Source organism: Pseudonocardia sp. TMWB2A (assembly GCF_017312135.1).
The window spans coordinates 4474000-4500257 of sequence record NZ_QKQY01000002.1 but is presented as its reverse complement, the minus strand read 5'-3'; the positions used below and the strand labels follow the sequence as shown (position 1 = coordinate 4500257).

Below are 26258 nucleotides of genomic sequence, written 5' to 3'. Positions count from 1 at the left end.
TCCGTCGACCCCTCCGCACCGGCGCCGACTGGGCCATACGGCCCTCCCCGGAGGGTGTGGGGGTGGGGGTGAGGTAGGGAGAGTCCTCATATCTCACCGGTGACCGCGCTCATAGCGTCCTCGTCGTGGCCCGGTACGGAACCGGGCAGCTCGACTCGACGAGGAGTGAGGCCCGGATGCAGCGACTGACCCTCCAGGACGCCGAGAAGGCGCTGGCCGCCGGACTGGCGAAGGCGACCGAGATCGGCCAGCCGATGAACGTCGCGATCGTGGACGACGGCGGTCACCTGCTCGCCTTCGCCCGCCAGGACGGCGCGATCCGCGCGAGCATCGACATCGCCCAGCGCAAGGCGCGCACGTCGATCCTGATGAACCTGCCGACCGCCGCGCTGACCCCGCTGGTGCAGCCCGGTGCCGAGCTCTACGGCCTCGAGCACACCGCGGGCGGCATGGTCATCTTCGGTGGCGGCATCCCGATCCACCGCGACGGCGAGCTCGTCGGCGCGGTCGGGGTCAGCGCCGGCTCGGTGGAGCAGGACGTGACGGTGGCCGAGGCCGCCGTCGCGGCACTCGCGTGAGCCGCGGGGACGCGGGCGAGCTCGCAGCCGAGTTCGCCGGGACCTTCGTCCTGATCCTCATCGGCTGCGGCACCGTCGCCCAGGTCGTCACCTCCGACGGCAAGGCGGGCGACTGGGGCACCCTGGTCTGGGGCTGGGGCGTCGCGGTCACGATGGGCGTCTACATCGCCGGCCGTGTGAGCGGTGCCCACCTCAACCCGGCCGTCACCCTGGCCCTGGCCGTGTTCAAGGGCTTCTCCTGGCGCAAGGTCCTGCCCTACTCGCTGGCGCAGACGGCCGGCGCCTTCCTCGCCGCCCTCGTCGTGCGGGCCGTCTACGCCGGCCCGATCGCCGCGGTCGACCCCGGTCACACCGTCGCCACCCAGACCATCTTCTCGACCCTGCCCGGTGAGCACGTCACGATCTTCGCCGCGTTCGGTGACCAGATCGTCGGCACCGCCCTGCTGGTCTTCGTGATCTTCGCGCTGACCAACGCGCTCAACAACCCGCCCGGCGCCAACATGGCGCCCTTCATGATCGGGTTCCTGGTCGTCGGCATCGGCATCGCCTTCGGTGCCAACGCCGGGTACGCCATCAACCCGGCCCGTGACCTGGGCCCGCGCCTGGCCTCGTTCGTCACCGGCTACGACACCGCGTTCGTCACGAGCGCAGGCGTCCCGTACTGGTGGCTGCCGATCGTCGCCCCGCTGCTCGGCGGTCTGATCGGTGGCGGCGCGTTCGTCCTGCTGGTCGAGCGCTTCCTCGCCCCGGCCGAGCTGGAGGCCGCCGCGACCGGCGAGGTCCCCGTCGGCCGCGTCCCGCAGCCGGACGCCCCGGTCGAGCAGCCCCTGCCGTCCCGCCTGGAGGAGACCCGATGACCACCACCCTCGGCCCCACCGACTACCCGCTGTCCGTGCAGCGGCCCGACCTGCTCCGCACCCCGACCGGCCGGCCGCTGGCGGAGGTCACCATGGCCGCCGTCGTGTCCGGGGAGATCCGCAACGAGGACCTCCGCATCTCGGCCGAGACGCTGCAGCTGCAGGGCCAGATCTCCGACGCGGTCGGCCGCCGCCAGCTCGCCGAGAACATGCGGCGCGCCGCCGAGCTCACCGCCGTCCCCGACGACGAGGTCCTCGCGATCTACAACGCGCTGCGGCCCCGCGCCTCGTCGGCCGCCCGGCTCGCGGAGATCGCCGACCGGCTGGAGAACGACTACGCCGCCGCCACCTGTGCCGCGCTCGTCCGCGAGGCCGCGCAGGTCTACGCCGCCCGCGACCTGCTCGCCCGCGAAGGAGACTGACCGATGACCAGCACCCTCCCCGAGGTGGGCACCCCGGCGACCGGGGCCCGGACCTCGAAGCGCACCGACATGCTCGAGTCCCGCCCGGTCAACCTCGACGGTTTCGTCGAGGAGTGGCCGGAGAAGGGTCTCGTCGCGATGGAGAGCGACTTCGACCCGCAGCCGAGCGTCCGCGTCGAGAACGGCGTGATCGTGGAGATGGACGGGCGCGAGCGCGCCGCGTTCGACTTCATGGACACCTTCATCGCCGACCACGCTATCGACGTCGAGGTCGCCGAGCGGGCCACCGCGATCCCCTCGAAGGACATCGCGCGGATGCTCGTCGACCCGGGCGTGACCCGGGCCGACCTGCTCGACATCACCCGTGGTCTCACCCCGGCCAAGCTGCTCGACGTCGTCAAGCTGCTCAACGTCGTCGAGATCATGATGTCGATGCAGAAGATGCGGGCCCGTCGCAGCCCCGCCAACCAGGCGCACTCCACCAGCGCCCGGGACAACCCCATCCAGGTCGCGGCCGACGCCGCCGAGGCCGCGCTGCGCGGCTTCGCCGAGATGGAGACGACCCTCGGCGTCCTGCGCTACGCCCCGCTCGTCGCCATCGGCCTGCAGGTCGGTGCCCAGTCCGGGCGCGGCGGTGTCATCACCCAGTGCGCGCTGGAGGAGGCCACCGAGCTCGACCTGGGCATGCGCGGCATCACCGGCTACGCCGAGACGATCTCGGTCTACGGCACCGAGTCGGTCTTCGTCGACGGCGACGACACCCCGTGGTCGAAGTCGTTCCTGGCCAGCGCCTACGCCTCCCGCGGCATCAAGATGCGCTTCACCTCGGGCACCGGGTCGGAGGTGCAGATGGGCAACGCCGAGGGCCGCTCCATGCTGTTCCTCGAGATCCGCTGCATCCTGATGGCCAAGGGCGCCGGCGTCCAGGGCCTGCAGAACGGCTCGATCAGCTGCATCGGCGTCCCGGGCGCGGTCCCCGGCGGCATCCGTGCCGTCGCCGCCGAGAACCTGGTCTGCAACATGGTCGACCTCGAGTGCGCGGCCGGCAACGACCAGTCGTTCTCGCACTCGGCGATGCGCCGCACCAGCCGGCTCATGCCGCAGCTGCTGTCCGGCCAGGACCTGGTGTGCTCCGGCTTCTCCGGCGTGCCGAACTCGGACAACATGTTCGCCGGGTCGAACCTCGACGTCGAGGACTACGACGACTGGAACACCATCCAGCGCGACCTCCAGATCGACGGCGGCCTGCGCCACGTCCGCGAGCCGGAGATCCTCGCGGTGCGCGAGAAGGCGGCCCGCGCGATGCAGGCCGTGTTCGCCGAGCTGGACCTGCCGCGGATCACCGACGAGGAGATCGAGGCGGCCACCTACGCCAACTCCAGCGCCGACTACCCGCTGCGCGAGGTCCTCGAGGACCTCAAGGGCGCCCAGTCGGTCATGGACCGCGGCATCACCGGCCTCGACCTGGTCAAGATCCTGGAGCGCACCGGCTTCCACGACGTCGCGGAGAACCTGCTGCAGGTCCTGCGCCAGCGCGTGTCCGGCGACCTGCTCCAGACCTCGGCGATCCTCGACGAGAACTTCGTCCCGCAGGCCGCCATCAACGACGCCAACGACTACGCCGGTCCCGGCACCGGCTACCGCCTGACCGGCGACCGGTGGAACGCCCTGAAGAAGCTGCGCCACGTCACCAGCGCCGAGAACCCCGAGGAGGAGGTCTCGTGAGCATCGCTACCGAGAACCCGTTGTCGCTCACCGAGATCGGGCCCGCCGAGCGCGGCACCCGGCCCGACGAGGTCGTCATCGCGGTGTCCCCGGCGTTCGCCGGGTTCTTCACCCGCACGATCGTCAACGTCCCGCACGCCGAGGTGCTGCGCCAGCTCATGGCGGGCATCGAGGAGCAGGGCGTGACGTCGCGGCTGATCCGGGTGTGGGACACCGCCGACCTGGCGGCCATCGCCCACACCGGCGCGAAGCTGTCCGGCTCCGGGATCTGCGTGGGCCTGCTGTCGCGGGGCACCACGATGATCCACCAGAAGGACCTCGCCCGGCTGTCGAACCTGGAGCTGTTCCCGCAGTCCCCGCTGCTCGACGCCGAGGTGTTCCGCGGCATCGGCTCCAACGCCGCGCAGTACGCCAAGGGCGAGTCGCCGCAGCCGGTGCCGACCCGCAACGACCAGATGGCCCGCCCCCGCTGGCAGGCCAAGGCGGCGCTGCTGCACCTGAAGGAGTTCGAGCAGATCCGCAACGGGGTGCGTCCGGTCGAGGTCGCCCTCGGCGCACCGGTCGCAGGCTGAAGGAGACACAGGTGCACGGGACGGACGGCTCGCGGCTGGTCGTGGGCGTGGACATCGGCAACTCGACGACCGAGGCCTGCGTGGCCTCGATCGACGCCGGCGGCCGGGTCACCTACCTCGGGACCGCCCTGACCCGCACCACCGGGGTCAAGGGGACCCCGGACAACACCGACGGCGCGGTGAAGGCGGTCCGCCGGGCCCTGGAAGGGGCCCGGCGCTCCGCCGACGAGCTGGACGAGGTGCTGCTCAACGAGGCGACACCGGTGATCAGCGGTCTCGCCATGGAGACGATCACCGAGACGATCATCACCGAGTCCACGATGATCGGGCACAACCCGGCGACGCCGGGCGGCAGCGGGATCGGGGTCGGCGTCACCGTCGCGGTGGAGGACCTCACCGGCCCCGGCCCGGTGCCCGAGGGACCGGTGATCGCCGTCGTCGGGCGCGGGTGGGACTTCGACCGCGTCGCGCGGGTGCTGAACGACGCGCTCGGACGCGGCCTGGAGCTGGTCGCGGCCGTGCTGGCGCAGGACGACGCGGTGCTCGTTGCGAACCGGATCGACGTCTCGATCCCGATCGTCGACGAGGTCGGCGCCGTCGAGCGGGTGCCGCTCGGCATGTCCGCGGCGGTGGAGGTGGCCCTGCCGGGTCGCACCATCCGGACCCTGTCGGACTCCTACGGCCTGGCCACGGTGTTCGAGCTCGACCCCGACCAGACCCGGCAGGTCGCGCCGGTGGCGCGGGCGCTGACCGGGAACCGGTCGGCCGTCGTCGTCCGGACCCCGGCCGGGGACGTGACCGACCGGCGCGTCCCAGTGGGGGAGCTGGTCCTGACCGGGGCCGGCAAGACCCTGCGGATCGACGTCGACGCCGGCGCCGACGACATCATGGAGACCCTGGCCCGGGTGCAGCCCCTCGACGACGCGACCGGCCAGCCCGGCACGCACGTCGGCGGGATGCTCGCCCAGGTCCGGGACACGATGACCGACGTGACCGGGCAGCCGGCCGGGGAGATCCGGATCCGCGACGTGCTGGCCATCGACACGTTCGTCCCGCGCGAGGTGCGGGGCGGGCTGGCTGGTGAGGTGTCGCTGGAGAACGCCGTCGCGCTCGCCGCGATGGTGCGTACCAGCCGCAGCCGAATGCAGGTCGTCGCCGACCAGGTCGCCGAGACGCTCGGCTGCTCGGCCCGGATCGGCGGCGTCGAGGGCGAGATGGCGGTCCGCGGGGCCCTGACCACCCCGGGGACCGACACGCCGATCGCGATCCTCGACATGGGCGGCGGGTCCACCGACGCGGCGCTGCTGCTGCGGGACGGCACGTGCACCGCGGTGCACGTCGCCGGCGCGGGGGAGCTGGTCACCAAGCTGATCGACTCCGAGCTGGCGCTCGACGACCGCGAGACCGCCGAGCAGGTCAAGTGGTTCCCGCTGGCGAAGGTGGAGAGCTTCTTCCACATCCGCCACGAGGACGGCTCGGTGCAGTTCTTCACCGAGCCGCTGCCCTCGCACGTGTTCGCCCGGGTCGTCGTCATGACCCCGGACGGGCCCGTCCCGATCAAGACGCGGCACTCCATCGACCACGTCGTGCGGGTGCGCCGGGAGGCGAAGCGCCGGGTGTTCGTGGTGAACGCCCTGCGGGCGCTGCGCCAGGTCGCCCCGAGCGGGTCGCTGCGCATGCTCGACTTCGTCGTGCTGCTCGGCGGGTCCGCGCTGGACTTCGAGATCCCGCAGATGATCGCCGACGCGCTCGCCGGGTCGGGCGTGGTCTGCGGTACCGGCAACGTGCACGGCACCGAGGGCCCGCGCAACGCCGTCGCCTCCGGTCTGGTCGACGCACACGCGAGCTCGCTGGTCAGCAGCGGGGAGCCGGCGGCATGAGCCGCCCGGGCCCGGCGTCGGCCCCGGAGCCGCCGTCGGTCGTCGTCGGGCACCACCCGGACACCCCGGACCCGGTGCTGCGCGAGGTGCTCGCCGGCGCCGAGGAGGAGGGCGTCCCGGTCACGACCTGGCCGGACCCGGACGCCGTCGGGGGCACCGCCGGGGTCGTCGCGCTGGCCCACCGGGCGGCGCAGCGGTCCCGGCTCGACGTCGGCGTCGGGGTCGGCGCCGACGGCTCGGTGGTCGTGCACCACACCAAGCTGCCCGCCGACCGGCCCGCCTTCACCGAACCAGCACCGGACCCGGCCGCACCGGCCGGCCCGCAGCGGGCCGGGGACCGGCCGCACGGGCGCCGCGCGGGTGCGGCGGCGGCCCGGATCGTGACCGGGCTGCCGCTGCCCGAACCGGCCGGTGCCCGGCCGTGACGCGCCTCCCGGTGGCCGCGACGGCGACGGGACGGGCGACCGCGCGGGGCCTCCTGTGGCTGACGGTGCTCGCCGCGCTGGTGGCGTCGTCGACGGCGGCGCAGGCGGTCGCGGTCGTCGCCGCTGCGGGGGTGGTGCTGTGGGTCGGACCGCTCGCCGGGACCCTCACGAACACCTCGACCGGGACGATCCGGGATGCGAGGCTGCCACCGTGACCACCGACCACACCGACATCGCGCGCCCGGCCACCACCCCGCCGGTGAGCGACGTGCTGGCCGGGCTCGCGGCGGTCGGGCCGTTCTTCGAGCTCCTCGACGTCACCGAGGAGCGGGCCGCCGGACGGTCGGTCCGCCCGTTCGCCGCCGTCCTCGCCCCCGACGCGCTGCTGGACCGGGTCGAACGGACCCGGGTGGCGCTCGGGGCCGAGCCGCCGCTGGGCCGGCGGATCGCCGCGTCGATCGCGGTGCAGGGGCTCGCGGCGAAACTGCTGTCCGGGCCGGTCGCGGCGCTGGCCCTGCACGGTGTCCTGGTCGACCTGCGGCCGGAGACGCTGTGGTGGTCGGCGACGCCGCTGGGCGACGTCGTCGCGCTCGACCCGCCCCGGGTGGTGCGCTGCCCGTTCCCCGCGCCGGACGCGCTGGCCCCGCTGGTCGACGACGTGCTCACCCCGCTCGTGGAGATCGCGGGCGAGCGCTTCGGCGTGTCCGGGACGGTGCTGTGGGGCAACGTCGCGTCGTCGGTCGCGGGGGCCAAGCGGGTGCTCGACATCCAGCGCCCCGACGCGGCGGACGCCGTCGCCGCCGTCGCCGCGGACCTGCTGGAGCACCCCCGGCTGACCGGTACGGGGGAGCGGCGGGCCCCGGTGGCACCGGACCACGCCTGGACGTTCCGGCGCCGGTCCTGCTGCCTGTACTACCGGGTGCCCGGCGGCAGCACCTGCGCCGACTGCGTCCTCGCGGACCTGCGCGGCGAGCAGGCGTCCGGCGACCCGACCGACTGACCCGGCGGCCGTCGCCGCCGCGGGCCCTGCGACCGGGCCCGCCGCGGCCCGGCCGGCGGCGGGATCAGCGGCGGCGGACGGTGCGCTGGATGCTGCGCATCTTGGCGCCCTGGGGCATCGGCCCCTTGGGCATCGCGGCCGAGCGGCTGCCGAGGGCGTTGAGCTTGCCCTCCAGGGAGTCCATCTCGGCGGCGGAGATGTTGCGGGGCAGCTTCATGAGGTGGCGCTGCAGCCCCTTGAGCGGGACCTGGCCCTCCTCGTTGCCCACGATCACGTCGTAGATCGGGGTGCTGCCGGCGACCCGCGCGGTGCGCTTCTTCTCCTGCGCGAGCAGGGTCTTCACCCGGTGCGGGGCCCCCTCGGCGACGAAGATGATCCCGGGCCGCCCGATGACCCGGTGCACCGCGTCGAGGTGGGTGGTGCCCGCGATCCCCTGGGTGATCCGCCACTGCCCGCGCATGTTGTCCAGCGCCCAGCCCGCGGCGCCCGGCTGCCCGTCGGCCTTCACGTAGATCGACTTCTGGACGCGGCGGCCGAAGATGCTGAACGCCGCCAGCGCGCCGATCAGGATGCCGAAGGGCACGAAGAACCAGACCAGGCCCAGCAGCCACCCGATGAGCGTGACGACCACGATCGACCCGACGAACACGCCGATCATGATCGGGAGGAGCTTGGAGTCCTCCTTGCGCTGCATCTGGAACGCCTGCCAGATCTGCTGGCGACGCTGCTTCGACGCGGCCTTCTTCTGGGCCTTGAGCGCCTTCTTCTCTTCGGGCGAGGGCTTACGGGGCTTGCCGGGCATGTGACCAGCCTACTTCCGACCGGTGATCGACGGTGCGAGGAGGTCTCAGCCGCGCGCCAGCAGGGAGCTGGCCTCCTGCGCGGCCGGGCCGGAGTCGGCCAGGTGCGCCAGGGCGGGGGAGAGCTCCTCGCCGCGGTGGGCCACGGTCTGGGCGTAGAGCCGGCCGGCCCGGTAGGACGAGCGCACCAGCGGCCCGGCCATCACACCGGCGAAACCGATCTGCTCGGCGGCCGTGGAGTGCTCGACGAACTCCTCGGGCTTGACCCACCGCTCGACGGGGTGGTGGCGCTTGGTCGGGCGCAGGTACTGGGTGATCGTGATGATCTCGCAGCCCGCGTCGTGCAGGTCCTGCAGCGCGGAGGTGACCTCGTCGGGGGTCTCGCCCATGCCGAGGATCAGGTTCGACTTGGTGACCAGACCGAACTCGCGGGCCTTGGTGATGACCTCCAGCGACCGGTCGTAGCGGAACGCCGGGCGGATCCGCTTGAAGATCCGCGGGACGGTCTCGAGGTTGTGCGCGAACACCTCGGGGCGGGACTCGAAGACCGGGGTCAGCTGGGCGTCGATCGAGTTGAAGTCCGGGGCGAGCAGCTCGACGCCGGTGCCCGGGTTCAGCTCGTGGATCTTGCGGACGGTCTCGGCGTAGAGCCAGGAGCCGCCGTCGTCGAGGTCGTCGCGCGCGACACCGGTGACGGTGGAGTAGCGCAGCCCCATCTGCTGCACCGACTCCGCCACCCGGCGGGGCTCGTCGGTGTCCAGGTCGGCCGGCTTGCCGGTGTCGATCTGGCAGAAGTCGCAGCGACGGGTGCACTGCTCCCCGCCGATGAGGAACGTCGCCTCCCGGTCCTCCCAGCACTCGTAGATGTTGGGGCAACCGGCCTCCTCGCACACCGTGTGCAGGCCGCCCGACCGGACGAGACCCTTCAGTTCGGTGTACTGCGGACCGGTCTTGGCGCGGGTGCGGATCCAGGACGGCTTGCGCTCGATCGGGGTCTCGCTGTTGCGGACCTCGAGGCGGAGGAGCTTGCGGCCTTCGGGTGCGATGGTCACACGTCCAGCCTACGCCCGGGGTCCGGTGTGATGCCGGTCGCGGCGGCCGTGACCTGCCACAACCTGCCCGCGAGCACCGGGTCCTGCGCGGCCGCCGAGCGCCGCGCCGGACCGGCCGGGCCGCGGGCCTCGCCGAGCCCGGTGGGGCCCAGGTAGTCGCCGCCGTGGACCGGTCCCGTCGCCGCGGCGAGCTGCGGCCCGACGCCCTCGGACACCGGGGACGTGAGCCAGCGCTCCCACGGGGCGAACAGCCGCGCCTGCAGCGTCGCGCCCCGCCGGAAGGAGTTCGCGAGCAGCGACGACTCGGTCATCCCCGGGTGCGCGGCGACCGAGAGCACCGGGTCCCCGGACAGCCGCAGCCGCCGGTCCAGCTCCGCGGCGAACAGCAGGTTCGCCAGCTTCGACGCGCCGTAGGCCGCGTTCGGGGACCAGCGCCGGCGCCGCCACCCCAGGTCGTCGGGGTCGAGCCGGCCGGTGCGGTGGCCGAGGCTGGACGTCGTGACGACCCGCGACGGCCGCTCCGGGTCGCCGGCGGCCCGCAGCGCGGGCATCAGCAGCCAGGTCAGTGCGGCCGGCCCGAGGTGGTTGGTGCCGATCTGCAGCTCGAAACCGTCCGCGGTGTCCGCACGCGGCCCCATCGCGACGCCCGCGTTGTTGACGAGCACGTCCACCCGGTCCCCGGTGCGCTCCCGGATCTCCGCCGCCGCGGCCCGCACCGAGCCGAGGTCGGCGAGGTCCAGCAGCACCAGCTCACCACCGGCCCCGCGCACCGCGGCGCGGCCGCGGGTCACGTCGCGGGCGGTCATCAGCACCCGGGCCCCGGCCCGGGCCAACGCGGTGGACAGCGCGAGACCGAGCCCGGAGGTCGTGCCGGTGACGACGACGGTCCGGCCGGTCTGGTCGGGGATCGGGTGCACGACGCGACCGTAGCGAGCGGGCCCCCACGGCCGCCGACGGTGGTCGGGCGGCGCGGGCGGGCCGGGGCGGCTAGCGTCGCGACCCGTGGACTTCCGGATCTTCACCGAGCCCCAGCAGGGCGCCCGCTACACCGACCTCCTGCGGGTCGCCCGCACCACGCAGGACGCCGGCTACGACGCGTTCTTCCGTTCCGACCACTGGGTCGCGATGGGCGACGGCAGCGGCCTCCCCGGCCCGACGGACGCCTGGGTGACCCTCGCCGCGCTCGGCCGCGAGACCGAGCGCATCCGGCTCGGCACCCTGGTCACCAGCGCGACGTTCCGGCTGCCCGGGCCGCTCGCCGTCGCCGTCGCACAGGCCGACGAGATGTCCGGCGGCCGCGTCGAGGTCGGGCTCGGCTCGGGCTGGTTCGAGGCCGAGCACCGGGCGCTGGGCATCCCGTTCCCGCCGCTGGCCGAGCGCTTCGAGATCCTCACCGAGCAGCTGGAGATCCTGACCGGGCTGTGGGCGACCCCGCTCGGCGGGCGCTTCACCCACCAGGGACGGCACTACACCGTCACCGACTCCCCGGCGCTGCCGCGCCCGGTGCAGGACGCGCCGCCGGTGATCGTCGGCGGGATGGGCAAGAAGAAGACCCCGGCGCTGGCCGCCCGGTTCGCCACCGAGTTCAACGTGCCGTTCCAGCAGCCCGAGGCCGTCGCCGCCCAGTTCGGCCGGGTCCGCGACGCGTGCACCGCCGCCGGGCGCGACCCGGGCTCGCTCACGTACTCGGTGGCGCAGATGCTGTGCCTGGGCAAGGACGACGCCGAGGTCGACCGCCGCGCGGCCGCGGTGGGCCGCGACGCCGCCGAGGTCCGCGCGAGCAGCCTCGCCGGCACCCCCGGCGAGATCGTCGACCGGCTCGGCCGCTGGGCCGAGGTCACCGGCACGACCCGGGTCTATCTGCAGGTCCTCGACCTGTCCGACCTCGCCCACATCGAGGACTTCGCCGCGACGGTGGTGCCCCAGCTCGCCTGAGGCACCGGGGCCGGGGGGATCAGCCCAGGCCGGACATCAGGTCGACCTGGCGGACGACCGGGTGCTCGGCCACCGGCAGCCGGCCGTCGAGCGCGTCCAGCACGGCGGCGGCCGCCGGGCCGGCGACCTCGTCGACGGTCACCTCCCGGTCCAGCTCCGCGGTCAGGGTGGTGACGCCGGCGTCGGCGATCCCGCACGGCACGATCTTCCCGAAGTCGCCCAGGTCGGCGTCGCAGTTGATCGCGAAGCCGTGCTGGGTGACCCCGCCGGCGATCCGGACGCCGATCGCGGCGACCTTGCGCTCGGGGGTGAAGCCCTGCGCGGGCAGCCAGACGCCCGAGCGGCCCTCGACCCGGCCCGCGCTCGTCACGCCGAGGTCGTGGCAGACCCGGATGAGGGCCTCCTCCAGGCGGCGGACGTAGTCCACGACGTCCATCGGCTCGCCGAGGGCGATGATCGGGTAGCCGACGAGCTGTCCCGGCCCGTGCCAGGTGATGCGCCCGCCGCGGTCGACGTCGACGACCGGGGTGCCGTCGGTGGGCCGGTCCTCCGGCCGGGTGCGCCGCCCCGCGGTGTAGACGGGCGGGTGCTCCAGCAGCATGAGCACGTCCGGCCCGCCGTTCTTGCGGGCCTCGGCGTGCGCCTTCTGGGTGTCCCACGCCGCCTGGTACTCCACGCGCCCGAGCCGGTCGACCCGGACGTCGTCGGTTGCGGCGCGGCAGGACAGGTGCGGTGCGGGCATGGCGGCGAGCTTACGCCGCGCCCAGCCGGGCGAGGACGGCCTGCGCGGCCCGGCGGCCGCTGACCAGCGCACCCTGGGTGGACGGGGTGTCGCGGTGGTCGCCCGCGACGAACAGGTTCTCCCCGAGGTCGACGTCGCGGCGCACCGGGCGCCCCGCCTCGAACAGCGGCAGCGCCTCGTCGACCTGCGCGGTGTGCAGGTGCGCCCAGTCGTCGGTGCCGACGCCCCAGATCCGGGCCAGCTCGCGGCGCACCGCGGGCTCGTCGACCCCGGTGGACCCCGGGGTCCCGACGATCGAGGACGCCACCAGCGGGCGCCCGTCGGCGGAGTAGCCCGGCGCGGCCGCGGTCATCACCATCGTGTTGACGACCGGCCCGCCGGTGCCGTCCAGGTGCAGCAGCGGGGAGGCCGTCGGGGCCTGCGGCGGGACGTGGAAGAACGTGGTCAGCGCGTTCATCCGCGGCTCGGCGACCCCGGGGAGCAGCGCGGCGGCCGTCCGCGGGTCCGCCGCGACGACGACGGCCCGCGCGGACAGGGTGCCGTCGTCGGTGTCCAGGGCGGGGGCGGGCCCGCCGCGCACGGCGTGCACCCGGGTCCCGAGCGTCACGGTGCCCTCGGGCAGGGCCGCGGCCAGCCGCCGGGGCAGCGCCTCCATGCCGTCGTCGGGCACGACGATCGTGCCGAGGGCGAAGCTGCGCCACACCAGCCGCACGAACGCGGCCGAGGTCTCCAGCGCGGTCTCGCCGAGCACGCCGGACAGGAAGGGGCGCAGGAACCGGTCGGTGACCGCGCCGCCGAGCCCGGCGGCGTCGAGGTCCGCGGCGGCGGAGGAGTCGACCAGCGTCGCGGTCCGCGACGGCGGCGACGCCAGCACCTTCGCCGTCCACGCGACGAGCTTGGCCTTCTCGATCGGGCCGAACAGGTCGTCCAGCGCGGTGGCCGGGGCGGACGCGGGGCGGCGCAGCGGGTTGACGAAGCGGTGCAGCTCGCCGTCGCCGGCCCGGATGGCGGCACCGGGCTCGAAGGGCCGCGCGGCGAGGGTGTCGAGCCCGTGCGGGGCGAGCGCGGCGTGCAGCGCGGGGTACCCGGTGTTCAGCACCTGGAACCCGCGGTCGCAGCGGAACCCGTCGACGACGTCGGTCGCCATCCGCCCGCCGACCCGGTCGGCGGACTCCAGCACGCGCACGGTCAGCCCGTGCCGGTGCAGCACGGTGGCCGCGCGCAGGCCGGACAGGCCCGCCCCGACCACCAGGACGTCGACGTCGGACGGGGTCATGACCCGACCGCGGCCGAGAGCGCGTCGCCGACGGTGTGGTGGCGGAACTGGAACCCGGCCTCGAGCAGCGCCGCCGGCACCGCCCGCTGGCCGCCGAGCAGCATCTCGCGGCCCATCTCGCCGAGCACGGTGGAGACCACCGGGCCGGGCACCGGGAACGGCGCGGGCCGCCCGACGGCCGCGGCCATCTCCTTGGTGAACTCGGCGTTGGTGACCGGCACCGGGCCGGTCACGTTCGCCGGGCCGGACAGCGCCTCGGTCTCGACGGCGAACCGGATCGCCGCGACCTGGTCGTCGAGGGAGACCCACGGCATGAACTGGGTGCCCTTGCCGATCCGCCCGCCGAGGAACCCCTTGAACAGCGGGCGCAGCATCGCGAGCAGCCCACCGGAGGGGGACAGGACCAGACCGGTGCGGACGAGCACCACCCGGGCGCCGGCGTCCACGGCGGGGGCGGCGGCGGCCTCCCAGTCCCGGCACACGTCGGCGAGGAACCCCGAGCCCGACGGCGCGGACTCGTCGACGACGACCTGGCCGGTGTCGCCGTAGTAGCCGACGGCCGAGCCGCTGACCAGCACCGGGACCCTGTGCCGGGCCACGGCCTCGGCGAGGACGTCGGTGGGGACGTTGCGCGAGTCGCGGATCAGCTGCTTGCGGGCGCCGGTCCACGGCCGGTCGGCGATGCCGGCGCCGTTGAGGTTCACGACCGCGTCGGCGCCGTCGAGGGTGCCGTCCTGGACGGTGCCGGCGGGCGGGTCCCAGCCGCGCTCGTCGGGGGCGGCGGGGGTGCGCCGCACCAGGCGCAGCACCTCGTGCCCCGCGCCCCTCAGGTGGGCGACCAGGGCTGTTCCGATCAGTCCGGACGAACCGGCCACGACGACTCGCACGGCCGCGATCCTTCCCGGTCCCGGGCGGACGCGCGAGCCGGACATGCCGCGACCATCGTCACCCGCTCACCCGGACCGGTGACGACGGCGGCCCGCCCCGGGTGAACCGGGACGGGCCGCCGTGTGTCGCGGGGAGTGCCTACAGGCCGAGCTCGGCCTCGAAGGCGCCCTCCTCCAGCCGGGCCTTGACCGCGGACAGGAAGCGGCCGGCGTCGGCGCCGTCGACCAGGCGGTGGTCGTAGGTCATCGGCAGGAAGCAGACCGAGCGGACGGCGATGACGTCGTCGCCCTCGGGGCCGGTGACGACCTTCGGCTCCTTCGAGATCGCGCCGGTGCCCAGGATGGCGACCTGGGGCTGGTTGATGATCGGCGTGTCGAACAGCGCGCCCGCGGACCCGATGTTCGTGATCGTGAAGGTGCCGCCCGACAGCTCGTCCGGACCGATCTTCGAGTCGCGGGTGCGGGCCGCGACGTCGGCGATCTTCTTGGCGATCCCGGCCAGCGACAGGTCGTCGGCGTCCTTGATCACCGGCACGAGCAGGCCGCGCGGGGTGTCCACGGCGATGCCCATGTGGACCGAGCCGTGGTAGGTGACCTGCTTGTTGTCCTCGGAGATCGAGGCGTTCAGCGACGGGAACGCCTTGAGCGCCTCGATGGTCGCCTTGGCGATGAAGGCCAGGAAGGTGAGGTTGGCGCCCTCGCGACGCTTGAAGTCCTCCTTGACCCGGTTCCGCAGCTTGACGATGCGGGTGAGGTCGACCTCCTGGACGGTGGTCAGCTGCGCCGAGGTGGCGAGCGACTCGTTCATCCGCTGCGCGATGACCTGGCGCAGCCGCGGGAGCTTGACCGTGGTGCCCGGCTCCGGCGCGTTGTCCGCGCGGGTCGGGACGGCCTTCGGCTCCTTGGGCGCGCCACCGGAGGCGGGCTGCTCCGCCGGGGCGGACGGCTTCTCCTGCGCCGGGGCCTTCGCCTGCTCGGCGGCGGCGAGGACGTCCTGCTTGCGGATGCGGCCGCCGACGCCGGAGCCGGTGACCGAGTCGAGGTCGACGCCGTGCTCCTGGGCCAGCTTGCGCACCAGCGGGGTCACGTAGGGCTTCTCGCCCGAACCCGAGCCCGAGCCGTTCGAGGAGGGCTCGATCTTCCCGGCGGGGGAGTCCTCGGACCCGGCCGGGGCCTTCTCCTGCTTCTCCTCGGCCTTGGGGTGCTCGGCCTTCGGCTCCGGCTTGGGCTCGGCCTTCGGAGCCTCCTTCTTCGGCTCCTCCTTCTTCTCCGGAGCCTTCTCCTGCTTCGGCGCCTCGTCCTGCGCCGGGGCGGCGGAGCCGTCGCCGACCAGCGCGAGCTGCGCGCCGACCTCGACGGTCTCGTCCTCGGCGACGGTGTGCTCGAGCACGGTGCCCGCGACCGGCGAGGGGATCTCGGTGTCGACCTTGTCGGTGGAGACCTCGAGCAGCGGCTCGTCGACCTCGACGGCGTCGCCGACCTGCTTGAGCCAGCGGGTCACGGTGCCCTCGGTGACCGACTCGCCGAGCTCGGGCATCGTGACCGGGGTGCCGGAGCCCCCACCGGACGACGAGCCACCGGAGGACGGCTGCGGGGCCTCCTCCTCGGCCTGCTCCGGCTCGGGCTCGGGCTCCGCCTCGGACTCCGCGGGCTCCTCGGCCTTCTCGGAGGAGCCGGAGTCGGACGAACCGGCGTCGTCGGCCTCGTCGGCGTCGCCGATGACGGCGAGCTCGCCGCCGACCTCGACCGTGTCGTCCTCGCCCGCGATGATGCGCTTCAGGACGCCCGCGGCGGGCGACGGGATCTCCGTGTCGACCTTGTCGGTCGAGACCTCGAGCAACGGCTCGTCGACCTCGACGGTGTCGCCCTCGGCCTTGAGCCAGCGGGTGACGGTGCCCTCGGTGACACTCTCGCCCAGGGCGGGCATCTCAACGGTGACGGCCATGTCGGGTGGAGCTCCTCTTGTTCCGCGTGGGTGTTCGGGTTGTGGGGCCGGGATCAGCCGTGGGTGTGCAGCGGTCTCCCGGCCAGCGCGAGGTGGGCCTCTCCGAGGGCCTCGCTCTGCGTGGGGTGGGCGTGGATCAGGGCGGCGACGTCGGTGGGCAGAGCCTCCCAGTTGTAGACCAGTTGCGCCTCTCCGACGAGCTCCCCGATCCGGGAGCCCACCATGTGCACGCCGAGGACGCGTCCGCCCTGTCCGGCAGGCCCCTGGGCGACGAGCTTGACCGCCCCGGAGGTCTGCAGGATCTGCGACTTCCCGTTGCCGGCCAGGTCGTAGGTCAGGGTGTGCACCTCGCCGTGGAGGTCCCGCGCGGCCTGCTCGGTCAGCCCGACCGAGGCGACCTCGGGGTCGCAGTAGGTGACGCGCGGGATGCCGTCGTCGGTGACGGGGCGGGGCGCGAGCCCCGCGACGTCCTCGGCGACGAAGATCCCGTGGGCGAAGCCGCGGTGGGCGAGCTGCAGGCCGGGGGTGACGTCCCCGACGGCGTACACGCCGTCGAGGTTCGTGCGCAGCCGCTCGTCGACGGTCACGAAGCCGCCGTCCATCGCGACGCCGGCCTCGGCGAAGCCGTGACCGGTGGTGTTGGGGCCGCGGCCGACCGCGACCAGCAGCAGGTCGGCCTCGATCTCCTCACCGGACTCCAGCGACACGGTGACGGTGTCGCCGCTGCGGGTCGCCTTCGCGAACCGCACCCCGGTGCGGGCGGTGATCCGGCGCCGCCGGAACGCCCGGGCGAGCTGGGTGGAGCAGAACTCGTCCTCGTTCGGTACGAGCCGCGGCAGCGCCTCGACGATCGTGACCGCGGCCCCGAACGAGCGCCACACGCTGGCGAACTCGACGCCGATCACGCCGCCGCCGAGCACGACGACCCGGCGCGGGGCCTCGTCGAGGGAGATCGCGGCGTCGGAGGTGACGATGCGGTCGTCCAGCTCCAGGGCGGGCAGTGACCGGGCGTAGGAGCCGGTGGCGAGCACGACGTGGCGTCCGGTGATGCGCTCGTCGCCGACCCGGACGGTGCCGGGACCCTCCAGGGTGCCCGCGCCGGGCACCACGGTGATCCCGCGCGAGGCGACCAGGCCCTGCAGGCCCTTGTACAGCCGGGAGACCACGCCGTCCTTGTAGGCGTTCACCCCGGCCATGTCGACGCCGTCGAAGGTGGAACGGATGCCGACCTGCGCGCCGTCGCGGGCGTGGTCGGCCACCTCGGCCGCGTGCAGCAGCGCCTTGGTGGGGATGCAGCCGCGGTGCAGACAGGTGCCGCCGAGCTTGTCCTTCTCGACCAGGACCACCGACAGGCCCAGCTCCGCGGCCCGCAGCGCGCAGGCGTAGCCACCGGAGCCGCCGCCCAGGATCACCAGGTCGGCGGAACGAGCGCCCGGGTCGGACACCGATCAGCTCCCTCCGGGGGTCACCGCCGGTGGACCGGCTCCGCCGGACGGGACCCCGCTACGCGGCGACCATCTTGTCATCCGGCCGCGACTGCGCCACTGGGGTGTCGGGAGCAAATCCGTGATCCCGTTCGTTGGGCACTCGGAGCTACCGTGTCCGGTTCGTAGGGGTGCGACCGGATCGACGAGAGGATGACGCGCATGGGTCTGCTCGACCTGTTCCGGTCACGTGGACCGTCGGGCCCCAGGTCCGGCCGGGGATCCGGCTCCGGCGGGAGGCGTGGTGCGTACGCGGAGGGGGAGGCCCACCTGCGTGAGTGGTCGGCCGCCCGGATCGGTGTCGAGGCCTTCGTCGAGCCGCGCACGACCGTGACGGAGACGACGGTGGTCTTCGTCGCGCACGACGGCGAGTGGACCCGCAGGCGGGTCGCGAACCCGAACGCGGCGAAGAAGCTGGCCCGGTCGCTGCAGATGCCGATCTACGACGTGCAGCTCGTCGGGTACCCGAACCGGATGCGCGAGCACGACGCCCGCGACCGCGCCCTGCGCAAGCGCGAGCGCCAGGAGCGGATGCTGCGCGAGCTGCGGGCCAAGGACCGCGACGCCTGACCCGCCGGGTCAGGGGCGCAGCGAGCGGGCGCGCCGCTCGCCGAGCGCGCGCATCGCGGGCTCCAGGCGCAGCGCGGGCCCGGGGGCCAGCGCGGTGAGGCGGAGCAGCGCACCCCGCCAGGCGGGCAGCGTCCGGTAGACCCGGTCGGTGCCGAACATCCCGACCAGCGCCGTCGCGACCTGCTCGGGGGTGACCAGCACCCCGGACCGCACGAGCGCCTGGCCCTGGCCGCCGGGCGTCATCGAGCGCAGCAGCTCGGTGTTCACCCCGTCCGGGCAGACCGCGTGCACCCCGATGCCCTCCCGGCGCACCTCCGAGGCCAGCGCGGACACCATGGACAGCGCGCCCGCCTTCGACGCCGCGTACACCGACAGGCCCGGAACCGGGCCGAGGCCGGACAGCGACACGGTCACGCCGATCTCGCCGCCCCGGGCGGTCCCCGCCGCCGTCTGCTCGCGGAACGCGGTCACCGCGGCCCGGGCGCCCCAGATCGGGCCCAGCAGGTTGACCTCGACCAGCGCGCGGGCGCGGGCCTCGGCGATGTCGGTGACGGTGCCGTCGAACCCGACGCCGGCGTTGCTCACCCAGGCGCCCAGCGGCGCGAGCTCGCGGGCCCGGGCCACCGCCGCCACGGACGCGGCCGGGTCGGTGACGTCGCAGGCGGTGCCGGCGGCCGCTCCGATCCGGGTCGCGGTGGCCTGTGCCGCGGCCTCGTCGAGGTCGGTGACCAGCACCCGGTAGCCGCGCCCGACGAGCTCGCGGGCGATCTGCTCGCCGATGCCGCGGGCCGCGCCGGTGACCACCGCGGAACGGGGGGTGTGCGCGGGGACCTCGTGTCGACGACGCTGCCGGCTCATGGGCGGCAGTATGCCCTACCCGTGGGTAACCCCCGGTCCGGTGTCGCCGCCCGGATCCGGTCCGGCCAGACTCGGGCCCCGTGACGGCCGCGATGCACCTGCCCCGCTTCCTCGTCCGCCAGCGGATCACCCTCGGCGTGAACCGCTACGACGTGCACGCCGCGAACCCCGACGGCAGCGCGGGCGCGCTCATGGCGTTCGCGCAGCAGAAGCGGTTCGCCTTCAAGGAGCAGGTGACCTTCTGGTCCGACGACAGCCGCTCCCGCGCGGTGTTCTCCTTCCGCGCCCGCCAGCGTCTCGACGTCCGCGCCGAGCACGACGTCTTCGACGAGCACGGCCGGGTGATCGGCACCTTCGGCAAGCGGTTCGGGGCGAGCCTGCTGCGCTCGACCTGGACGCTGACCGCGCCGGGCGTCGCCGCGACCGGCCGCGAGCGCAGCCTCGGCGTCGCCCTGCTGCGCCGGGTGGCCGAGAACCTGCCGCTGCCGTACCACTTCGACGTCACCGAGGACTCCGGCGGCACGCTGCTGATGAGCAGCGACCGGCGGTGGTCGCTGCGCGACTCCTACGACGTCTCCGTCCCGGACCCGCGCATCGACTTCCGCCTGGCCGCCGCCTTCGCCGTCGCGCTGGACGCGTTGCAGGACCGCTGAGCCGCGCTCAGCCGTTCGCGGCCACGTCCTCCAGGAACGCCAGCAGGGTGCGCACCGGCACCCCTGTGCCGCCCTTAGTGGTGTAGCCGCGCGGCCCGCCGGTGTTGAACGACGGCCCGGCGATGTCGATGTGCGCCCACGGCAGCCCGGCGGGCACGAACTCCTTGAGGAACGTGCCGGCCAGCAGCATCCCGGCGAACCGCTGCCCGCTGACGTTGCTGATGTCGGCCACCCGCGAGTCCAGCTCGCCGCGCAGGTACTCCGGCAGCGGCATCGCCCAGGCGTCCTCGCCGGTGGCGGTGCCGTGCGCGGCGACCCGGTCGCGCAGCTCGTCCGAGCCCATCACCCCGGCGGTGCGCATGCCGAGCGCGACGAGCTGGGCGCCGGTCAGCGTCGAGGTCTCCACCAGGTAGTCGGGGTCGTCCTGGGCGGCGCGGACGATCGCGTCGGCGAGGATCAGCCGTCCCTCGGCGTCGGTGTTGAGCACCTCGACGGTGGTCCCGCCGAACATGGTCAGCACGTCGCCGGGCTTGTACGCCGTCGACGACGGCATGTTCTCCGCCATCGGCACGGTCGCGGTCACCGTGACCGGCAGCTCCAGCTTCGCGGCGAGCACGACGGTCGCGACGACCGCGGCCGCCCCGCCCATGTCCGAGGTCATGTCGGCCATGCCGGCGTTGGGCTTGAGCGAGATGCCGCCGGTGTCGAAGGTGATGCCCTTCCCGACGAGCGCGACCCGCTTCGACGCGGCCGGGCCGCCGTTCCAGGTCAGGCGCACCAGCCGGGGCGGGTTCGCCGACCCCTTCCCGACGCCGGTGACGCCGCCGTAGCCGTTCTCCCGCAGCCCGGCGTCGTCGAGGACCTCGGTGACCAGCCCGGCGCGCTCTCCCAGCGCCACCGCGTGCGCCGCGAAGGTCTCCGGGACCAGCACGTTCGGCGCGGTGTTGACCAGGTCCCGGGCGGTGACGACGGCCTCGGCGACGAGCGTCGCCCGGCGCACGGCCGCGTCGTCGGCACCGGTGAACGACCAGCTGCCGACCGGGGCGGCCGCGGCGTCGGTGGAGGTCCGGTGCCGGTCGAAGCGGTAGCCGCCCAGGACGGCGCCGACGACCGCGGCCTCGGCGTCGAGGGCGGACAGCGTGCTCAGCACCGAGCCGGTCCCGGCCAGCGTGCGGGCGGCGGCACCGGCCGCGCGGCGGACCGCCTCGGACGCCTTCGGCCCCTCGGCCGGGCGGCCCAGACCGACCGCGACCAGCCGCGGCGCGGACAGCGCGCCGCGGGTCGGCAGCGACACGACCTGCTCGGCCTTCCCGGTCGCGCCGACGGTGGTGAGCAGCTCCAGCAGCTCCCCGGAGAACGCGGCGTCGACGCCGGCGGCGCCCGCGGCCAGCGCCGGGCCGGTGCCGTCGGCGGCGTCGGCCGCGGGGGCGTGCAGACCGACCACGACGGCGTCGACGACCGCCTCCGTCTCGGCACCGCTGTGTGCGGCGGTCTGCGGGGGGGTCGGGACGTCGATCGGCACGGGTGGCACTCCTCGGGGTCGGACGGGAACGGTGGGTATCGGACGAGTGGCTCCGGGTCGCCCGATCTCACCCTGCGTGGCCGGTGCACACGTCCCGTGCGCCGGGTGGGTGGGGAGCCGGGTGGCGGGCGGGACGACGAGACCGGACCGAGATGGTAATGACACCCCCGCGGCGCCGCGCGGCACAGGGGTGGATGGGAAGGTGAACGGGTGCCCCGCCCCCCGTACCGGATCCCGACCGTGACCGCGGTCGTCGTCGCCCTGTCGGCGACGTTCGGTACCGGGCTGTACGCCGCGCTCGGCCCCGCGGCCGCGTCGGCGGGCACCTGGTTCCCGCTCGGGGTGCTCCTCGCCGCGCTGCTCGCGCTCGGCGTGGTCGGCTCGACCGCGCACCTGTCGCTCGCCCGCCCGGCCGGTCCGGAGCTGGCCCGCGGTGACCTGCCCGCCCCCGCACTACGGCTCGGGGCGGTCGCGCGGGTGACCTCGCGGGCCGCCGCCGGGTCGGCCGCGGCGCTGGTGTTCGGCGCCTACGTGCTGCCCACCCAGCCGGTGACGATCGCGGTGGTGGCGGTGCTCGCCGTCGTCGCGGTGAACGCCTTCGGGGTGCGGATCTCGCCCGGTGCGGCGCGCGGGCTGGTGGTGGGCACGGTGCTCGCCCTGACCGTCGCGATCGTGGTGGGGCTGCGGTCGGACGGGCCGCACGCGGTGCTGTCCTCGGCGATGCCCGCCGCGGCCACCGGAACCGGCATCGCCGGCGACGGCGCCGGGACGCCCGACGACCCGGCCGTCGCCACGCTGCAGGCCGCGATCGAGCCGGGCCCGCTCGGCGTGCTCGCCGCCGCCGGGTTCGTGTTCCTCGCCTTCACCGGGCTGTCCCGCGTCGCCGAGCTCGGGGGCAGCCTGCGGGACCCGGTGCGGGCGATCCGCCGGGCCCCCGCACTCGCCGTCGTGATCACGACGGTGCTGCTGCTCCTGCTGTCGGCGGCCCTGCTGCGCGGGCTCGGCGCGTCCGGGCTGGCCTCGGCGTCGGCGCCGCTGGCCGCGCTGATGGACACCAGCAGCAGCGCCCAGGTGGGGGTGCTGGTGCGGGTCGGTGCCGCCGCCGCGACGGTCGCCGCACTGCTCGGGGCGCTGTCGCGGGCCGCGGCCGGCGCCGCCCGGCTGTCCCGCGAGGGGGAGCTGCCCGCGTTCCTGGGCCGGGGCGGGTCGCGCGGCACGCCGTGGGTGGCCGACCTGACGCTGGGGGTGCTGACCCTGGCGATGACCCTGCTGCTGTCCGCGACGACCGCGATCGTCGTCACCGTCGTCGCGGCCCTGGTCCACCACGCGGTGCTGCACGCCGCGGTGCTCCGGCTGCCGGGACGTCCGGTGCGGGCGGCGGTCGTCGCCGTCGCCGGTGGGGTGGGGTGCCTGGCCGTCGCCGCGTCGATGCCGCCGTGGCCGCTGGTCGCGACGGCCGGGGCGCTCGCCGCGGGCTGGGTGCTGTGCGCCGTCACGGCGCGCTCCCGCGCCCGCGCCGCGGCCGAGGAACCCGTGCGCCGCAGCGATCCCGAGGAACAGGCGGCCTGAGGCCGATAGGGTCGGGCGCGTGACCGACGAGCTCCTGCCCAGCCCGCTGCACGACCGGCACGTCGCCCTCGACGCAACCCTCGGCGAGTTCGGGGGGTGGTCGATGCCGATCTCCTACCCGGGCGGCACCGTCGCCGAGCACACGTCGGTCCGCGAGACGGCGGGCCTGTTCGACGTCAGCCACCTCGGCACCGTCCCGATCTCCGGGCCGGGCGCGGCCGCGCACCTGAACGCCTGCCTCACCAACGACCTCGGCCGCATCGGCCCGGGCCGCGCCCAGTACACCCTGGCCTGCGACGACCGCGGCGGCGTCGAGGACGACATGATCGTCTACCTGGCGGCCGACGACGACCTGCTGCTCGTCCCGAACGCCGCGAACTCCACCCGGATCGTCTCCGCGCTCGCCGCCGACGCCCCGCCCGGGGTCACGATCACCGACCGGCACCGCGAGCTCGCCGTGCTCGCCGTCCAGGGGCCCCGCTCCGCCGAGGCCCTGGGCGCGGCGCTCGGTGCCGCGGGGGAGGGCGTCGCGGACCTGGACTACATGGCGTTCACCGACCTCGAGGGCGGCCTGAACGACGGCGGTGTGCGGATCTGCCGCACCGGCTACACCGGCGAGCTCGGCTACGAGGTCGTCCTCGCCGCCCAGGCCGCACCGGCGATGTGGGACGCCCTGCTCGACGCCGTCCGCGCCGTCGGCGGCGGCCCCTGCGGTCTCGCGGCGCGCGACACCCTGCGCACCGAGATGGGCTACCCGCTGCACGGCCACGAGCTGTCCACCGAGATCAGCCCGGTCCAGGCCGGGAGCAGCTGGGCGGTCGGGTGGGACAAGCCGGCGTTCTGGGGCCGCGACGCCCTGCTCGCCGAGCGCGCGGCGGGCCCGGCGCGGCGCCTGCGCGCGCTGCGGGCGACCGGGCGTGGTGTCCCGCGGGCGGGCATGACCGTCCTCGACGGAGAGGGCGGCAGCCCCGTCGGCGTCGTCACCTCGGGGACGTTCTCCCCGACGCTGCGCACCGGCGTCGCACTGGCCCTGGTCGACACGGCGGGAGGGGTGGCCGTCGGCGACGGGTTGGTGATCGACGTCCGGGGCCGTGCGCTGCCGGTGGAGGTCGTGAAGCCGCCGCTGGTGCCCTCGCACGTCCGCTGAGGGTCCCGTTCTTCGGGAATCCGACTGTTTGCCCCGTGGACAGCGGGGATACCGTTCGGGGCATGAGCGCGCCGAAGTTCTCCGTGACCCGCAACCCCGCCCCGGCGTCCCCGCAGCGGCGCGCCGACGCACTGGCCGCCCCCGGCTTCGGGCGGTACATGACCGACCACATGGTGACGATCCGGTGGACCGCCGGGACCGGCTGGCACGACCCGGCGGTCGTGCCCTACGGCCCGATGACGCTGGACCCGTCGTCGATGGTCCTGCACTACGGGCAGGAGATCTTCGAGGGGCTCAAGGCCTACCGCCAGCCCGACGGCTCGATCGCCTCGTTCCGGCCCGACGCCAACGCCGCCCGGTTCGCCGGCTCCGCGCGCCGGCTCGCGATGGCCGAGCTCCCCGAGGACCTCTTCCTCGCCTCGCTGTCCGAGCTCCTCGCGGTCGACTCCGAGTGGGTGCCCGAGGCCGGCACCGAGGACTCGCTCTACCTGCGGCCCTTCATGATCGCGACCGAGGTCGGGCTGGGGGTGCGGCCGTCGTCGGAGTACCTGTACTCGGTCATCGCCTCGCCGGCCGGGCCGTACTTCGCCGGTGGGGTCAAGCCGATGGACGTGTGGCTGGAGACCGAGTACACCCGGGCCGCGCTCGGCGGCACCGGCACCGCCAAGTGCGGCGGGAACTACGCGGCGTCGCTGCTGCCGCAGGCGGTCGGCGCCCAGCACGGCTGCGCCCAGGTCGCCTACCTCGACGCCGAGGAGCGCCAGTGGATCGACGAGATGGGCTCGAACAACCTGTTCTTCGTCTTCCGCTCCGAGGACGGCTCGGTCGAGGTCGCGACGCCGGACCTGCGCGGCTCGGTGCTCGCCGGCATCACCCGGGACTCGCTGATCACGGTGGCGAAGGACCTCGGGATCTCCGTGGTCGAGCGCCGCATCTCCGGCCAGGAGTGGCTCGGTGGCGCCGCCAGCGGCGTGCTGACCGAGGTGTTCGGCTGCGGCACCGCCGCGGTGATCACCCCGATCGGGACGGTCAAGCACAGCGGCGGCGAGGTGACCGTCGGCAACGGTGAGCCCGGCCCGGTCACCCTGCAGCTGCGCGAGGCGCTGACCGCGATCCAGCGCGGCGCGGCCCCGGACCCGCACGGCTGGATGCACACCCTGGTGCCGGCCTCCGCGTCGGTCTGAGCCGTCCCGGGATCGTCCACCGGTTCCGGGCCGGCCGTCCGGCCCCGACGCATGATCACCGGTTGTGGAGTTCCGCGCCCGTCTCGCGGACGGAACGCTCCACAACCGGTGATCACCGGCGCAGGGCCCGCCTGATCGCGGCGACGGTGCCCTCGGGTGCGTCGTGCACGTCGTGCCAGGTGAAGCGCAGCAGCGTCCACCCCTGGGTGACCAGGGCGTTCCCCTTGGCCCGGTCGGCCCGGAACCGGTCGGGGTCGATGTGCCAGGCCCAGCCGTCCAGCTCGATCGCCACCCGCTCGGCGGGGAAGGCCAGATCGATCTCGCGCCCGCCGCCCACGGGCAGCCCGCGGACGACGCCGCCGATCCCGGCGGCGCACAGCAGCCGCAGCAGCATCCGTTCCAGCTCCGAGTCCGCGCGGTCGAGCGCGGCCACCAGCAGCCGGTGCGCCGCGGCCATGCCGTGCGCGCCCGCGTTGCGGCAGTAGGCCTCGTGCAGCAGCGCCGGGTGCACGACGCGACGCTGCAGGACCCGGTCGAGGAACGCGGCCCCGTCGGGCAGCACGGCGCAGGTCTCCAGCACGGTCAGGTGCTCGGCGGTGACGGCGACGCCCCGGATCCAGGTCCGGTCGGGACCGGGCACGTCGCGCCGCCGCAGCGCGATGCCGCCGGGCGCGAGCCGCCGGGTGCCGCGGGGGAGCGTTACTCCGACGTCGCGGGGGCACCGGTCGGTCATCCCGCTCCAGCATGCGGCGGGCCGGCCCGTGGACCAGCCCGGAGGGCCCGGCCCAGAGCGCCGCGGCCCGGACGCGCATCGCCGCGGTCGGGACGCGGGTCGCCTCGGCGAGGACGCCCGGGTGCAGGTCGACCCACTCGCCGCGGGCCACCCGTCGCCGGACGGCCTGCCGGGACAGCCCGGTGGCCCGGGCCTGGGCCGCGGACAGGACCCCGTCCTGGGCGAGCAGCAGGTCACGCAGCGAGGTCGACGGAGCGGGGAGCGGGGCAGGGGGCACCGGCGCAGGATGGCGGCGCCCCGCACGGCCCGGCCCCGATCCCGCCGAACCCGTCGCAGCTGCGAATCCCGTCCATGATCACCGGTTGTGGAGTCCTGCGCCCGCCTCGCGAACGATGTGCTCCACAACCGGTGATCATGGGGCCGCCTGCCGCGTGGACCGGCT

26 protein-coding genes and 1 pseudogene are annotated in these 26258 nt (G+C 74.7%); 15 read left to right on the top strand and 12 right to left on the bottom strand.

What is annotated here, in order from left to right:
• Positions 1–125: 125 nt before the first annotated feature.
• Genes DMP17_RS35605 through DMP17_RS35565 form a run of 9 tightly spaced genes read left to right on the top strand, consistent with a single transcriptional unit; the run spans position 126 to position 7459 of the window.
• Entirely contained in the window at positions 126–578 is a 453-nt protein-coding gene (locus DMP17_RS35605) for a GlcG/HbpS family heme-binding protein (RefSeq protein ID WP_226357702.1), read from the top strand.
• Positions 575–1435: an MIP/aquaporin family protein gene (locus DMP17_RS35600; protein WP_337831838.1), complete on the top strand. Its 861-nt coding sequence runs from the start codon at positions 575–577 to the stop codon at positions 1433–1435. The genes DMP17_RS35605 and DMP17_RS35600 overlap by 4 nt, the downstream gene beginning before the upstream one ends.
• Positions 1432–1857 (top strand): diol dehydratase small subunit, encoded by a 426-nt coding sequence (locus tag DMP17_RS35595; RefSeq protein WP_178373437.1) that lies wholly within the window; start codon positions 1432–1434, stop codon positions 1855–1857. Before DMP17_RS35600 ends, DMP17_RS35595 begins: the two co-directional genes overlap by 4 nt.
• 3 nt (positions 1858–1860) lie before the next feature.
• A complete protein-coding gene (locus tag DMP17_RS35590) occupies positions 1861–3582 on the top strand; it encodes a propanediol/glycerol family dehydratase large subunit (RefSeq protein WP_226357701.1) in 1722 nt (573 codons plus the stop codon).
• The gene (locus DMP17_RS35585) at positions 3579–4154 is read left to right on the top strand and encodes a propanediol/glycerol family dehydratase medium subunit (protein ID WP_226357700.1); all 576 of its coding nucleotides are present in this window, start codon (positions 3579–3581) and stop codon (positions 4152–4154) included. Before DMP17_RS35590 ends, DMP17_RS35585 begins: the two co-directional genes overlap by 4 nt.
• A gap of 11 nt (positions 4155–4165) precedes the next feature.
• Complete coding sequence (locus tag DMP17_RS35580; protein ID WP_337831837.1) at positions 4166–6034, top strand: diol dehydratase reactivase subunit alpha; 1869 nt, start codon at positions 4166–4168, stop codon at positions 6032–6034.
• Positions 6031–6459 (top strand): glycerol dehydratase reactivase beta/small subunit family protein, encoded by a 429-nt coding sequence (locus DMP17_RS35575; protein WP_337831836.1) that lies wholly within the window; start codon positions 6031–6033, stop codon positions 6457–6459. The genes DMP17_RS35580 and DMP17_RS35575 overlap by 4 nt, the downstream gene beginning before the upstream one ends.
• The gene (locus DMP17_RS35570) at positions 6456–6674 is read left to right on the top strand and encodes a hypothetical protein (RefSeq protein WP_178373442.1); all 219 of its coding nucleotides are present in this window, start codon (positions 6456–6458) and stop codon (positions 6672–6674) included. The genes DMP17_RS35575 and DMP17_RS35570 overlap by 4 nt, the downstream gene beginning before the upstream one ends.
• Positions 6671–7459, top strand: coding sequence for a (2Fe-2S)-binding protein (locus DMP17_RS35565; RefSeq protein WP_226366161.1), 789 nt, complete (start codon positions 6671–6673; stop codon positions 7457–7459). The genes DMP17_RS35570 and DMP17_RS35565 overlap by 4 nt, the downstream gene beginning before the upstream one ends.
• Before the next feature lie 64 nt (positions 7460–7523).
• Here DMP17_RS35565 and DMP17_RS35560 read toward each other — a convergent pair whose 3' ends face one another.
• The 3 genes from DMP17_RS35560 to DMP17_RS35550 are packed head-to-tail and all read right to left on the bottom strand — an operon-like array spanning position 7524 to position 10228.
• Positions 7524–8261 carry a DUF4191 domain-containing protein gene (locus DMP17_RS35560; protein WP_062395977.1) on the bottom strand — a complete coding sequence of 246 codons (738 nt, stop codon included), beginning with the start codon at positions 8259–8261 and terminating at the stop codon, positions 7524–7526.
• Positions 8262–8306: 45 nt separating this feature from the next.
• The gene (gene lipA, locus DMP17_RS35555; RefSeq protein WP_178373444.1) at positions 8307–9311 is read right to left on the bottom strand and encodes a lipoyl synthase; all 1005 of its coding nucleotides are present in this window, start codon (positions 9309–9311) and stop codon (positions 8307–8309) included.
• A complete protein-coding gene (locus tag DMP17_RS35550; RefSeq protein ID WP_226357694.1) occupies positions 9308–10228 on the bottom strand; it encodes an SDR family NAD(P)-dependent oxidoreductase in 921 nt (306 codons plus the stop codon). Before DMP17_RS35550 ends, lipA begins: the two co-directional genes overlap by 4 nt.
• A gap of 85 nt (positions 10229–10313) precedes the next feature.
• Between DMP17_RS35550 and DMP17_RS35545 the strand changes: the two genes are divergently transcribed.
• The gene (locus tag DMP17_RS35545; protein WP_226357693.1) at positions 10314–11246 is read left to right on the top strand and encodes an LLM class F420-dependent oxidoreductase; all 933 of its coding nucleotides are present in this window, start codon (positions 10314–10316) and stop codon (positions 11244–11246) included.
• Between the two features lie 19 nt (positions 11247–11265).
• Here the strand turns inward: DMP17_RS35545 and lipB are convergent, their stop codons facing one another.
• The 5 genes from lipB to lpdA all read right to left on the bottom strand — a co-directional run bounded on the left by lipB (position 11266) and on the right by lpdA (position 17541).
• Positions 11266–11988 (bottom strand): lipoyl(octanoyl) transferase LipB, encoded by a 723-nt coding sequence (gene lipB / locus DMP17_RS35540; RefSeq protein ID WP_337831835.1) that lies wholly within the window; start codon positions 11986–11988, stop codon positions 11266–11268.
• A gap of 10 nt (positions 11989–11998) precedes the next feature.
• Positions 11999–13264, bottom strand: coding sequence for an NAD(P)/FAD-dependent oxidoreductase (locus DMP17_RS35535; RefSeq protein ID WP_226357692.1), 1266 nt, complete (start codon positions 13262–13264; stop codon positions 11999–12001).
• A complete protein-coding gene (locus tag DMP17_RS35530) occupies positions 13261–14151 on the bottom strand; it encodes a TIGR01777 family oxidoreductase (RefSeq protein WP_062403285.1) in 891 nt (296 codons plus the stop codon). Before DMP17_RS35530 ends, DMP17_RS35535 begins: the two co-directional genes overlap by 4 nt.
• A gap of 139 nt (positions 14152–14290) precedes the next feature.
• Positions 14291–16096 carry a 2-oxoglutarate dehydrogenase, E2 component, dihydrolipoamide succinyltransferase gene (sucB, locus tag DMP17_RS35525; protein ID WP_226357690.1) on the bottom strand — a complete coding sequence of 602 codons (1806 nt, stop codon included), beginning with the start codon at positions 16094–16096 and terminating at the stop codon, positions 14291–14293.
• Between the two features lie 53 nt (positions 16097–16149).
• Complete coding sequence (gene lpdA / locus DMP17_RS35520) at positions 16150–17541, bottom strand: dihydrolipoyl dehydrogenase (protein WP_337831834.1); 1392 nt, start codon at positions 17539–17541, stop codon at positions 16150–16152.
• A 201-nt stretch (positions 17542–17742) separates the two neighbouring features.
• On the opposite strand from lpdA, the gene DMP17_RS35515 reads away from it, so the two are divergent.
• Positions 17743–18150 carry an oxidoreductase gene (locus tag DMP17_RS35515; protein ID WP_073574153.1) on the top strand — a complete coding sequence of 136 codons (408 nt, stop codon included), beginning with the start codon at positions 17743–17745 and terminating at the stop codon, positions 18148–18150.
• 9 nt (positions 18151–18159) lie between these two features.
• Here DMP17_RS35515 and DMP17_RS35510 read toward each other — a convergent pair whose 3' ends face one another.
• Positions 18160–19008: an SDR family NAD(P)-dependent oxidoreductase gene (locus DMP17_RS35510; protein WP_337831833.1), complete on the bottom strand. Its 849-nt coding sequence runs from the start codon at positions 19006–19008 to the stop codon at positions 18160–18162.
• Between the two features lie 80 nt (positions 19009–19088).
• Between DMP17_RS35510 and DMP17_RS35505 the strand changes: the two genes are divergently transcribed.
• Positions 19089–19661 (top strand): hypothetical protein, encoded by a 573-nt coding sequence (locus tag DMP17_RS35505; RefSeq protein ID WP_337831832.1) that lies wholly within the window; start codon positions 19089–19091, stop codon positions 19659–19661.
• Between the two features lie 7 nt (positions 19662–19668).
• Here the strand turns inward: DMP17_RS35505 and DMP17_RS35500 are convergent, their stop codons facing one another.
• Positions 19669–21177 (bottom strand): leucyl aminopeptidase, encoded by a 1509-nt coding sequence (locus tag DMP17_RS35500; RefSeq protein WP_443217989.1) that lies wholly within the window; start codon positions 21175–21177, stop codon positions 19669–19671.
• A gap of 216 nt (positions 21178–21393) precedes the next feature.
• Between DMP17_RS35500 and DMP17_RS35495 the strand changes: the two genes are divergently transcribed.
• From DMP17_RS35495 to DMP17_RS35485, 3 genes are all read left to right on the top strand, one after another.
• A complete protein-coding gene (locus DMP17_RS35495; protein ID WP_226357685.1) occupies positions 21394–22752 on the top strand; it encodes a hypothetical protein in 1359 nt (452 codons plus the stop codon).
• Positions 22753–22771: 19 nt separating this feature from the next.
• Positions 22772–23899 (top strand): glycine cleavage system aminomethyltransferase GcvT, encoded by a 1128-nt coding sequence (gcvT, locus tag DMP17_RS35490; protein WP_337831830.1) that lies wholly within the window; start codon positions 22772–22774, stop codon positions 23897–23899.
• Positions 23900–23961: 62 nt separating this feature from the next.
• Positions 23962–25083, top strand: coding sequence for a branched-chain amino acid aminotransferase (locus tag DMP17_RS35485; RefSeq protein WP_337831829.1), 1122 nt, complete (start codon positions 23962–23964; stop codon positions 25081–25083).
• Positions 25084–25195: 112 nt separating this feature from the next.
• Here DMP17_RS35485 and DMP17_RS35480 read toward each other — a convergent pair whose 3' ends face one another.
• Together DMP17_RS35480 and DMP17_RS46535 are read right to left on the bottom strand one after the other, a co-directional pair.
• Positions 25196–25816: an endonuclease domain-containing protein gene (locus DMP17_RS35480; RefSeq protein ID WP_337831828.1), complete on the bottom strand. Its 621-nt coding sequence runs from the start codon at positions 25814–25816 to the stop codon at positions 25196–25198.
• A gap of 121 nt (positions 25817–25937) precedes the next feature.
• Positions 25938–26093: pseudogene (locus DMP17_RS46535) on the bottom strand (type IV toxin-antitoxin system AbiEi family antitoxin domain-containing protein); the annotation flags it as partial.
• Positions 26094–26258 lie beyond the last annotated feature (165 nt).

Bases quoted from the DNA above. Each gene is read 5' to 3' on its own strand.
- DMP17_RS35590 (WP_226357701.1), top strand. From the start codon at position 1,861: ATGACCAGCACCCTCCCCGAGGTGGGCACCCCGGCGACCGGGGCCCGG.
- DMP17_RS35515 (WP_073574153.1), top strand. From the start codon at position 17,743: ATGGGTCTGCTCGACCTGTTCCGGTCACGTGGACCGTCGGGCCCCAGG.
- lipB (WP_337831835.1), bottom strand. From the start codon at position 11,988: ATGCCCGCACCGCACCTGTCCTGCCGCGCCGCAACCGACGACGTCCGG.
- DMP17_RS35535 (WP_226357692.1), bottom strand. From the start codon at position 13,264: ATGACCCCGTCCGACGTCGACGTCCTGGTGGTCGGGGCGGGCCTGTCC.
- DMP17_RS35510 (WP_337831833.1), bottom strand. From the start codon at position 19,008: ATGAGCCGGCAGCGTCGTCGACACGAGGTCCCCGCGCACACCCCCCGT.
- DMP17_RS35560 (WP_062395977.1), bottom strand. From the start codon at position 8,261: ATGCCCGGCAAGCCCCGTAAGCCCTCGCCCGAAGAGAAGAAGGCGCTC.
- DMP17_RS35485 (WP_337831829.1), top strand. From the start codon at position 23,962: ATGAGCGCGCCGAAGTTCTCCGTGACCCGCAACCCCGCCCCGGCGTCC.
- DMP17_RS35575 (WP_337831836.1), top strand. From the start codon at position 6,031: ATGAGCCGCCCGGGCCCGGCGTCGGCCCCGGAGCCGCCGTCGGTCGTC.
- DMP17_RS35480 (WP_337831828.1), bottom strand. From the start codon at position 25,816: ATGACCGACCGGTGCCCCCGCGACGTCGGAGTAACGCTCCCCCGCGGC.
- DMP17_RS35595 (WP_178373437.1), top strand. From the start codon at position 1,432: ATGACCACCACCCTCGGCCCCACCGACTACCCGCTGTCCGTGCAGCGG.
- sucB (WP_226357690.1), bottom strand. From the start codon at position 16,096: ATGGCCGTCACCGTTGAGATGCCCGCCCTGGGCGAGAGTGTCACCGAG.